The sequence below is a fragment of the Planctomycetota bacterium genome (genome assembly GCA_018242585.1).
In the GTDB taxonomy this organism is placed as follows: domain Bacteria; phylum Planctomycetota; class Planctomycetia; order Pirellulales; family PNKZ01; genus JAFEBQ01.
The window spans coordinates 1-10,292 of the sequence record JAFEBQ010000029.1; the positions used below are offsets into that span (position 1 = coordinate 1).

Genomic DNA, 10,292 nt, shown 5'->3' on the forward strand with positions numbered 1-10,292 from the left:
CGGCGTAAGACGGTAATCAATTACGTTGCGCTTAGGACGTCGCGCGCGTCGCTCCGGAAATGCTACAATGCGTGCGTACCGCGTCCTGACACCATCAACGCCTATGCCCCCCCGACACAACTCCTGGTTCTTCGACCGCAGAACCTTGTGCGCATTGCTTCTGGCAGCCCTCGGGTTTCTTTCGGGGACTTTCGTTTCGGATGCCTGGGCGGCCGATTCACCGCAAACCGTGCGCTTCGATTTCGGAACCGAAGAGTTGGGGTCGCTGATTTCGCGGGGCGGCGTCGTGCGCGATCAGGCGGGGCCACGACCGCCGGAGTTTCCGAACTTGGACGCGGACAACACGGCGGTGCAGTTGCAGGGCTACGGCGCGCGCTTCGAGATCAAAGACCCGGGCCCGCAGAGCTTTTATAAATTCACCAATGGCGACGTAATCACGCTCGAGGCGTGGATCAAGGTCGAGTCGCTGCGCACGGGGCAGCCCGCCTACATCATCGGCAAGGGGCGCACGCTTTCGCCGAGCTTCGGCAAGGACAATCAAAACTGGTCGCTACGAGTCGTCGGTACGGCGGACGGGCAGGCGGCGCTGAGTTTTCTTTTCACCAGCAACTCGGACGCGCGAACCTTTCACTGGCATCGCTGGACCTCGGACGCGGCGTTTCAGATTGCCGCGGGGTGGCATCACGTGGCGGTGGCCTATGAGTTTGGAAAACCGGAGACCATCAAGGGCTGGATTGACGGGCAGCCCACAGTGGGAAAATGGGATGTGGACGGCCCCACCACCGATCCGCCCGTGGTGGATGATGATGATGTATGGATCGGCACGTCACTGAACGGCAACGCTGGCAACAGCCTCATCGGCCTGATCGACATGGTGGCCATTCACCGCCAGCGCGTCTCCGATCGGGAGATGGCCGGTCGTTTCCAGAGAAGGGGCGGCCCGCTCGTCGTGGTGCCCGAGAAGGCGGAGATGCCCGAGCTGGGGCCAATCGCTGGCGGGAAGGTGCTCGTGCAATTCAGCGAGGGATTGCCCGCCTTCAACCGCTGGCCCGGCACGGCGGAGCGACCGGCGGAGACCGAGCGCTGGATGAGCGATCTCTTCCTGCTGCCGCGCATCCCGCTGCGCTATGACGATTGGGGCATCCGCTCGGACTGGAAGGCACCGCTGATGCTCAGGCTGTCGGCGGATGTGAAACTGCCCCAGGGATCGCGACGCTTTCTCCTCCGCGCGCGTGCGCTGGCACGGCTGTGGGTGGATGGGGCAATGATCGCCGAAACGAAGCCGGCGGATGCGAGCACGCCGAATGGACATGATCTCGTCACCCCATTGGCGGAGCCGCCGCTGCCGGGGCTGCGGGTGAAGGACTATCATTATCAGGAAGTGTTTGGCACGGCGCAGCTTTCGCGGAAAGGCCCGTCGCGCGTCGTTTTGGAAGTGGTCGTCGGTGGTAAAAACCAGCGCACCGAAACAGGCGAGGTGTGCGTGGCCATCGAGACGGAGGACGGGAAGTCGTTTTCCGTTCTCCGCGCTGGGGACGAGCCCGGCTTGCCTCTGACGGATGCCGCCGTTGCGCCCGTTCTTGCACGGTTGGAAACCGCCTTGTCCGATCTCGATGATACGAACCGTCGGGCCGCGGTGCGGTCTCGCGATGCGTTCTGGAAGAGGCGGCATGCCATTGCCCGGGAATGGGTGATGCAGAATCCTCCCCCCTCGCCATTGAGGGACGGACACCCGATCGATGCCTTCATCGATGCCAAGATCGAAGCGGCCTTGGCCTCGAACGCCGCGGCTTCCAGCGACTCCGGCGCGTTCCAAAAGGACATTCTGCCCATCCTCCAGGAAAAGTGCTTCCGCTGCCACGGCGAAAAAAATCAAGGCGGGCTGAAGCTGAACTCGCGTGCGGCGGCGCTGCGCGGGGGTGATTCGGAGATCCCCGCGATTGTGCCAGGTAAACCGGACGCCAGCGAGATGATCGTGCGCCTCTGCACCGCCGACGACTCCATCGTCATGCCGCCATCGGGAGAAAGGCTAAGTAAGGCGCAGATAGCCGCGCTGGAGAAGTGGATTCGCGACGGCGCCGCTTGGCCGGCCGCGCCGGTCGCCGCCGAGCGTCTCGCCAAAACCGCCGTCGTCGGCGATGAGGCGTTTCTCCGCCGCGCGAGCCTTGACCTTATCGGACTGCCCCCGACGGCTGCGGAAGTCCGGGCTTTTCTCGACGACCGGGCGGTCGACAAGCGAACCCGCCTGATCGACCGCTTGCTCGCCGACGAGCGTTGGGCGGAGCACCAAATGGCCGACTGGTTGGACCTGCTGGCCGAGAATCCCACGCTCATTAACGCCTCGCTCAACAGCACCGGTCCATTTCGCTGGTTTCTGTTCGATGCCCTGCGCGATGGCAAGGGGCTCGACCGCATCGTCACCGAACTAATGATGATGCGCGGGGACGTTGGCCGGGGTGGCAGCGCGGGTTTCGCGCTGGCGGGAGAAAACGACTCCCCCTTTGCCGCCAAGGGGCACATCATCGCCGCCGCATTTTTGGGTATCGAATTGCAGTGTGCACGCTGTCACGACTCGCCCTACCACAGCACCACGCAGCGCGATTTGTATTCGCTGGCGGCGCTGCTCTCGCGCAAGACGGTGACCGTGCCCGCTACGAGCCGGGTGCCGGCCGGATTCTTCGAGAAGAAGGGACGCGAATCGCTCATCCACGTTACACTCAAGCCCGACGAACCGATCGCGCCTTACTGGCCCTTTGCCGCCGCTACTGGTGCGGCCGATGGCAGCCGCATCGACCGTCTGATGGACGATCCGAAGGACACGCGGGAGCGTTTTGCCGCCCTCGTTACTTCACCGGAAAACCGGCGCTTTGCGAGGCTCTTCGTGAACCGCGTTTGGAAACGGCTTATGGGGTCTGGCTTTGTCGAACCTGCCCACGACTGGGAAGGCCGCGAGGGTAGCCACCCCGAGCTGCTCGACTGGCTGGCCGGTGATTTCGCGGCGCACGGTTACGATCCCAAGCATCTCATGCGGCTCATCACCACCTCCGCTGCCTATCAACGCGAGCCGACCGTGGAAAACCTTGCCGCGCTGCCGGCGAACGAGCGGTTTTTCAGCGCGCCGGGCCGCCGCCGCCTGACTGCCGAAGAGATCGTGGATTCGCTGCACGCCGCCGCCGGAAAACCGATTGACTCCGAGGAAATCACCTTTGTCCACGATGGCCGTCATGCGCTGGACAAGAGACAAACCCTCGGCGTGCCGCGCCGCGCGTGGATGTTTGCCAGCCTGAACAACGAGCGCGACCGCCCAAGCCTGGCCTTGCCTCACGCGCAGACGACCGTGGACGTGCTGGAAGCCTTTGGATGGAACGGCTCGCGGCAGATGCCCATCTTCGAGCGCGCCACGGACCCGAACCTTTTGCAACCCGGCATCCTCGCCAACGGCACACTGGTGCAGTCGCTGTCACGCGCCTCGTGGCGCAGCGAGTTGGCCGATCTCGCGGTGAAGGCGAAGTCCCCCGACGCGCTCATTGACGAGATTTTCCTGCGGTTCCTGAGCCGCAAGCCGCGCCCTGCGGAACGCGATGCCTTTCTGCCGGCTCTTCGCGAAGGATTCGAGACGCGGCTCGTTCCGGCGGACGAACAAGCAGCGCCCAGAGTAGCTGAGCCTTTGCCGCAGGTGACTTGGCTGAACCACGTCAGCCCCGAGGCCAACTCCATCCAGCTCGAGGTGGAAAAGCGCGTCCGGCAAGGACCGCCCGCCGATCCCCGTCTGCGCGGCGCATGGCGGGAGGTTTACGAAGACCTCGTCTGGAGCGTGATCAATGACCGGGAATTCGTGTGGATTCCCTGAACCCGCGGATTATTATGAACCCCTTTTTCTCGATGCACCGCAGACACTTCCTCCAATCCACCGCCTCACTGGCAGGTGCGGCCCTCTTTTCTCGCCCGCTCATGGCCGCCCCGGAACCGGCGCTCATCAAGGGAAAGGCCGAGCACGTCATCTCCATCTGGCTCGGCGGCGGCATGGCGCAGACCGACACCTTCGACCCCAAACGGCGCGGCGACCCCGCGGCGAAAAAGGCCGGCTCCTACTACGACGCGATCGACACGGCCGTTCCCGGCATCCGTCTGTGCGAGCATCTGGGCAAACTCGCGCCGCTGATGGAACGGGTGACGGCGGTGCGCACCGTGCATCATGACGTCATCGACGAGCACGCCGCCGCCACCAACCGCATGCACACCGGCCGCCCCATCAGCGGCACCATCAGCTATCCTTCGATCGGCTCCATCATTGCTCACCAGCGCGGCTCCGCCTCCGGCGACGCGCCGCCCTATGTGCTGATCGGCTACCCGAACGTCACCCGCGGCCCAGGATTCCTCGGCGCGCAGTCCGGCTATCTTTACCTCACCGACACCAGCCGTGGCCCGGCAGGTCTCTCCCGTCCGCCCGATATCAGCACGGAGCGCCAGGAGCGTCGCGGCCGTTTTCGCGCCGCCATGCAGGCCGCGGCCCCGCTGACCGAAGACTCGAAACTAAAAAGCTACGATGCCGCCATCGAACAAAGCCTGAAGTTCAGTGGCCCGGCCTTCAGCCGCGTATTCCAACTCGACCAGGAGCCCGGTGACCTCCGCCAGCGCTACGGCGGCGAGTTCGGGCAGCGCTGTTTGCTCAGCCGCCGGCTCGTCGAGCAGGGGGTCCGCTTCGTCGAGGTCTCGCACAACCTGAACTTCCTCAACGGCACCGGCTGGGACACGCACAACCAGGGCATTTTGAAACAGCACGAGTTGATCAAGGAACTCGACAGCGCCGTCGCCGCCCTGATCGCCGATCTCGAAGCGCGGCGTCTGCTTGATAAGACTCTGATCGTGATTACCACCGAGTTCGGCCGTCCGCCCGAGTTCGACGGTGGTGGCGGTCGCGGACATCAGGGGAGTGCCTTCACCTGCGTGCTGGCCGGAGGCGGCCTGCGACACCGCGGCGCCTGGGGCGAGACGGATGATCTCGCCAAGAAGATCGTCGCCCATCCGGTCGGCGTGCCCGACTTTTTCGCGACCATCTGCGCCGCCGTCGGTGTCGATTACCGCGCCAACCTCCACGACGGCGACCGCCCCGTGCCGATCACCGACCAAGGGGCGCCGATCAAAGAACTGTTTGGCTGAGGCAAGCACCCGCTCGACGGCAACCTCCGATTTTGTCCCAAGCTTAAGTCAATGCAACTCAATACGCGCGTCAGTCCCGATGAAGAAAAGCGGGAGCAGTTTTGTTTCCTGGAACAGGCGATCGCCCGTGGTCATATCCGCCGGCTCAGTTCTGTTCTTCAAACCAGCCGGCCCATGTATGGGTCGGTGATTCCGTCGGCGCCCGTCTCGACACGGCCGGCGTGACGTTTCTCAAACTGCTCGAACCCCTGTACGAGAAGGCTGAAGTCATACCAGCCCTGACCGCGGCACGGATCGATCAGGATTCTCGTCGGCGCGCTTCCCGCGGTGATGGTCTGGCGTATCGGTTCGGCGCCATAAGCCTGGTCCTTGAAAGTCACGTCGTAGGATTTCCGCGCGTCGGTAGATCTGACTAGCAGCAGGATCTTTCCGGTGAGTTTGCTCGCATCGGCGGGCGTCCGCTCGTAATCGCACTCGATGACCAGCGCGGGATCGTGCGCGCTGCCACGGTGCTCGCGGTAGAAGCCGTTGGGGCCGCTCACGCAAAGGTGATAGAGCCCATTTTCAAAGGACGCCACAGGCCAGGAGTCGGTAAGGCGGTCACCGGCGATGACGGCGTAGGACCGGCTGCCCACGTGCTCGAAGGCGGCCTGCTTTCCATCAGCGTTAGTGGCGGCGTATTTGGCGGGCGTGAAAATGTTGAAGGGAGATCCGGCGGAGCGTGCGCCGAAAACTTCATTGCGCGCTTCCAGCCCGACGACCAGCGTCCTACGATCGTCACTCAAGCGCGCATCGGCATAAAGCTGGTAGGGCAGTGCGCTTGACGGTTTCACGCCGTGTTCTTGTTGCGGCAGATGCGGCGAAGTGCGTGGATCGTCCGCTGTCTTCGCGATTTCCTCCGCCGTCAACATCCGGTAATTGCTGGGCAACGGCTGATACTTGGCGTCGTGGATGCCCTTGATGAACGGCGTCTTCTCCAGCGTGGCGAGCTTCTGGTCTGCGCTCGCATCGAACGGACGAAACGCGGATGTGAGGTCGCCACACACCGTTTTACGCCACAGGCTGATGGTGTTTTCCGCGATTTGCTTGCCGGTTTTCTTACCCAGCCAGTTTTGCACGAAGCGGAACACCGACGTGTGATCGAATACCTGTGAGCAGACTCGCCCGCCGCGGCTCCACGGCGACGCGATGATCATGGGCACGCGGAAACCGAGGCCCGTCGGGCCTTCGCGCGCTTCGTTCTCCGCGACGCCGTGCGCCAGCTCCCGCTCGCGGCGGATGTATTCGACGCCCGTGTCGATGCCGGGCGAGCATTTGCCGGTTTCGGGCTTTGCCGGGTCAGGCGCGGTGAACGGCGGGATGTGGTCGAAGTAACCGTCGTTCTCGTCATAGTTCAGGATGAAGATGGTCTTCTTCCAGACCTCGGGATTCTTCGTCAGGATGTCGATGACCTCGGAGACATACCAACTGCCATACCAGGGCGTCGAAGGATGGTCGCTGAAGTTTGCCGGAGCCACGAGCCACGACACGGCGGGAAGACGGCCGCTGTTCACGTCCTGGCGGAACTGGTGGAGGATGTCGCCCTTGGGGATCTTTAACTCGCGTTTCTCGCCGTTCGCCTCGTAGCTCAGGCTCGCGAGCTGATGCTGGTCGGGATCGCCCAGATTCGTGCTGAAGGCTTTTTCGTAAAGATTCCTCGCTTCGTTGCTGAGCTGTTCGAAGTTTTCCCGGCTCCATTTCTTCAACTCCTCTCGTGCCTGGCGGAGCACATCTTCCTTTTTGGCGATGTCCCTCTTCGACTTTTCCAGCGCCTGCTGCGCCTTGTCGAATGCCTTCTTCGCTGCCGCCGTTCCGCCAGCCTCCGGCAGCGGTTTCGCGAGCACCGCCTTCAATTTCGCGATCTCGCCGGGCAATTCCTCAGTCTGCGATTTGAGTCTCGCGACATAGCGCGGGGAAAAGCGCACGTTGAACTGCGAGAGTTCCTCCAGCGGGTTGTCCCCAAAGTTGGAGAGCCAGCGGCGTTCTTCATCGGAGAATCCCCCGCCGGCGGTGAGCTCGTTTTGGTATACCTTCCAGGAGACGTCGTGCCTCTCGAGCAGCTCCGGAAAGGTCGTCCAGTGCGCCTCGCCATAGGGAACGTCGTTGCGAATGTAGGCCTTCGCGTCGCCGTTCTGCTCGCCGCGAATCGTCCCGGACCAAAGGTAAAGCCGATTCGGCGTGGTGCTGGTCATCGCAGAGCAAAAGTTTTGGTCACAAACCGTGAAGGCGTCGGCCAACGCGTAATTGAATGGCACATCCTCGCGTGTGAAATAGCCCATCGTCATCGGCATGTGCTCGGCGCCTGTGCGTCGGACTTTCTTCGCGTCGATCCAGCGATCGTATTTGCCGTCATGATGCGCATCCACTTGGCTGGAACGCGAGTGCGGCGTGTCGCCCAGCCAGGTGATGTTCGTGCCACGGATGTCGAAGCGGAAGGGCGCATATGTCTCGCCCGCGGCGTTGCTCTGCAACCAGACCGGGTAGCCGTTCGCGAGCCGCATCGCGCGCGGATCGTTGAAACCGCGCACGCCCTTGAGCGTGCCGAAGCAGTGATCGAACGAGCGGTTTTCCTGCATGAGAATCACCACATGCTCGGCGTCCGCATAGGTGCTGCCGGGCGCCGGATCGATGGCCGCCGCCCTGGCGATGGATTCGAACGTGGAACCGTTCCAGCCCATCGCTCCGGAGAGCAGCATGGCCTTTTTGATGAAGTCGCGGCGAGTGCCCATAGGTGTGTGTGGTCAGGGAGGCGGGTGAAATCGGCCGCCAAAGGAGACGCGGAGCCGGGAGGGCAAAAGGGTTACATACACCGGGCGATAATCCACCAACTCTAAGGGAGAGCGAAGTGGGGCGTGCGCTGGGATCAATCAGAGCGGCCTTACTTTTTGCGGTCGATGTATTCCTGTACTTGTACCGGGACGTCACTGCAGATGGCGTCCACGCCCAGGCCGAGCCCAAGGAAGTAATCTTTGAGATTGTGGCCCGGCCAGCCGGTCACAATGAACCCCTGTTTTTGGGCTTCCAGCACAGCCAGACGCGTTGTGCCTTCCATTTTTGCCGCGATTCTTTTGGAGCCGATGGCTCTTGCCGCCTCCATCAGTTCCGGGGTCAGCGGGCCGCCTTTGATCAGCATGATGTCAGCATTGGCGTCTATCTGCTTGATTGCCTTCAGAGGGCGCTGGTCGAAGGAGGTGAAAATATAAGTCGATCCTTGCGGGACGAATGCCGTGACCTTTTGATGCAGCTTGGCGGCATAATTGGTAATACGGGAATCTGGATAAAGCTCCTTGTTGCTGGTCTTCATCTCGAACTCCACATACATGCCGGGCTTGTCCTTCAAGTAAGCAAGCAGTGTGTCCAGGAAGAGCAGCGGCTCGTTCTGCTTCCTGGAACGAACCTTTCTGGCTTCGTCTGCGTTTAAGTGTTCGACCGGCCCTTTGCCGTGATGAGTCCGATCCAGCGAATCATCATGCAGAACCACCAGTTCGCCGTCGTTGGTCAAGCGCACATCAAGCTCATACCCCCTAATACCCTTTTCGTAGCTGCTCTTGAATGCGAAGAGCGTGTTCTCTTCAAACTCGTACGCTCCACCACGGTGAGCGAAATGGAACGGCGTTTTTTCGTCTGCACGCAGTGTGCCGAGAGACATCCATGCGGCAATAACGAAGGCGACTTGGCTAAGAAAGGTGGTTCTAATCATAATCCTGGTTCGCTTCAAAAATGCGAAGAAGGCATTTTGTCGGTTGCGGACGGTAGCCTAACCCGGATCGACGCCAAGTCACGCAAGCGAATTCGCCGACGCCCAGCGGGGTGCCCACGACGGCTTACTATAGTACAATCGACGGACGGCTGCGACCAAACAGGCACGTCGCGCCGTCGGTTTTTTGCTTCAACAACCACCGCACCATTGAGAAGCCGTTTTCATGCTTAAGTCATTTGCAATCTTCCTCGTCTGCGTCGCGCCCTATGCCGCATCGGCTCAAGAGCCCGCCGCTTCTCGCAAGGCGATCCCGCTCTTCAATGGTCGCGACCTGACGGGTTGGTACACTTACACGGTCGAGACAGGCTACGAAAATCCCGGTATCTTCACGGTCGTCGACGGCATGGTCAAAATTGCCGGAGGCAAGGACGACATCGGTTACTTCGGCGGCATGGTCACCAAAGAGGCCTACGGTAATTATCACCTGACGCTGGAGTACAAGTGGGGCGGGCCGACCTACGGCAAACGGAAAGACAAATCGCGCGACAGCGGCGTGCTGCTCCACTGCGTCGGGCCTAACGAACCTGGACCGTGGATGACGAGCTACGAGTTGCAAATCATCGAAGGAGGAACCGGCGATCTGCTTGTGGTCAACGCCACGAAAAAAGACGACGCCGGCAATCCGATTGATCTTTCCGTCACCGCGGAAGTGGCCATGCAGGGCAAACAACGCGTCTACAAGCCGGGGGCCGAGCCGTCGACATGGGTAAACAGCGGGCGCTTGAATTGGTACGGCCGCGACCCCGATTGGAAAGACGTGGCCGGCATTCGCGGCAAGAACGACGTGGAAAGCCCGCTGGGCGAATGGACGAAGGTGGAGTGTATTGCCAAAGCCGATACGGTCACCTATCTGGTGAACGGCAAAGTCGTGAACAAGGCGACCGGGCTAAGCCTGACAAAAGGAAAGATCTTGATCCAGACCGAAGGCGCGGAACTCTACGTCCGCAACATCGTACTGACGCCGCTGGAATGACCTTCCCGCGTAACGACCGAGCCAGCTTGGACAAACGATTCAAAAAGTTTCCTGCGATTGTGTGCCGTGGACGCATAGGAGAGATCACGCAAATCCTAAGGTCTGGGATCCTACGCTGTAGTCGATCTAGCCGTGGGCAGCGGTTTTCAGTCTCGACGCCTCCCACGGCGGCAAAAGCTTAGTGGGTCAGCAGACGTGCGTGCCCGATTCGCCGGCGCCAAGCCCGTCTTAGACGGTCCCGAAAACATGCTTTTCGACAAGGTTCCGCGCTCGGATATGGAATAACTTAGGTTGAGCTCTTTGCTCCGTTGCCGCTTCCCCCTGTTTCCCTCCCTTCATCCCCGCCACGCCCAATGCCCC

The 10,292-nt window shown here is 61.6% G+C and carries 5 protein-coding genes; 3 read left to right on the plus strand and 2 right to left on the minus strand.

Going from position 1 to position 10,292, the window contains the following annotated elements; genetic code table 11:
- Positions 1-103 precede the first annotated feature (103 nt).
- Together JSS27_14790 and JSS27_14795 are read left to right on the plus strand one after the other, a co-directional pair.
- Positions 104-3,850: a DUF1553 domain-containing protein gene (locus JSS27_14790; GenBank protein ID MBS0210212.1), complete on the plus strand. Its 3,747-nt coding sequence runs from the start codon at positions 104-106 to the stop codon at positions 3,848-3,850.
- Positions 3,851-3,882: 32 nt separating this feature from the next.
- The gene (locus JSS27_14795; GenBank protein ID MBS0210213.1) at positions 3,883-5,160 is read left to right on the plus strand and encodes a DUF1501 domain-containing protein; all 1,278 of its coding nucleotides are present in this window, start codon (positions 3,883-3,885) and stop codon (positions 5,158-5,160) included.
- A gap of 158 nt (positions 5,161-5,318) precedes the next feature.
- Here the strand turns inward: JSS27_14795 and JSS27_14800 are convergent, their stop codons facing one another.
- Both JSS27_14800 and JSS27_14805 read right to left on the minus strand, forming a co-directional pair.
- Positions 5,319-7,928, minus strand: a complete 2,610-nt coding sequence (locus tag JSS27_14800) for a phospholipase C, phosphocholine-specific (GenBank protein MBS0210214.1) — start codon at positions 7,926-7,928, stop codon at positions 5,319-5,321.
- Positions 7,929-8,077: 149 nt separating this feature from the next.
- Positions 8,078-8,899: a glycerophosphodiester phosphodiesterase gene (locus tag JSS27_14805; GenBank protein MBS0210215.1), complete on the minus strand. Its 822-nt coding sequence runs from the start codon at positions 8,897-8,899 to the stop codon at positions 8,078-8,080.
- Between the two features lie 223 nt (positions 8,900-9,122).
- Between JSS27_14805 and JSS27_14810 the strand changes: the two genes are divergently transcribed.
- Positions 9,123-9,932: a DUF1080 domain-containing protein gene (locus JSS27_14810; GenBank protein ID MBS0210216.1), complete on the plus strand. Its 810-nt coding sequence runs from the start codon at positions 9,123-9,125 to the stop codon at positions 9,930-9,932.
- Positions 9,933-10,292 lie beyond the last annotated feature (360 nt).

Coding starts and splice junctions, on each gene's coding strand:
- JSS27_14790 (MBS0210212.1), top strand. CDS start 104: ATGCCCCCCCGACACAACTCCTGGTTCTTCGACCGCAGAACCTTGTGC.
- JSS27_14795 (MBS0210213.1), top strand. CDS start 3,883: ATGCACCGCAGACACTTCCTCCAATCCACCGCCTCACTGGCAGGTGCG.
- JSS27_14800 (MBS0210214.1), bottom strand. CDS start 7,928: ATGGGCACTCGCCGCGACTTCATCAAAAAGGCCATGCTGCTCTCCGGA.
- JSS27_14805 (MBS0210215.1), bottom strand. CDS start 8,899: ATGATTAGAACCACCTTTCTTAGCCAAGTCGCCTTCGTTATTGCCGCA.
- JSS27_14810 (MBS0210216.1), top strand. CDS start 9,123: ATGCTTAAGTCATTTGCAATCTTCCTCGTCTGCGTCGCGCCCTATGCC.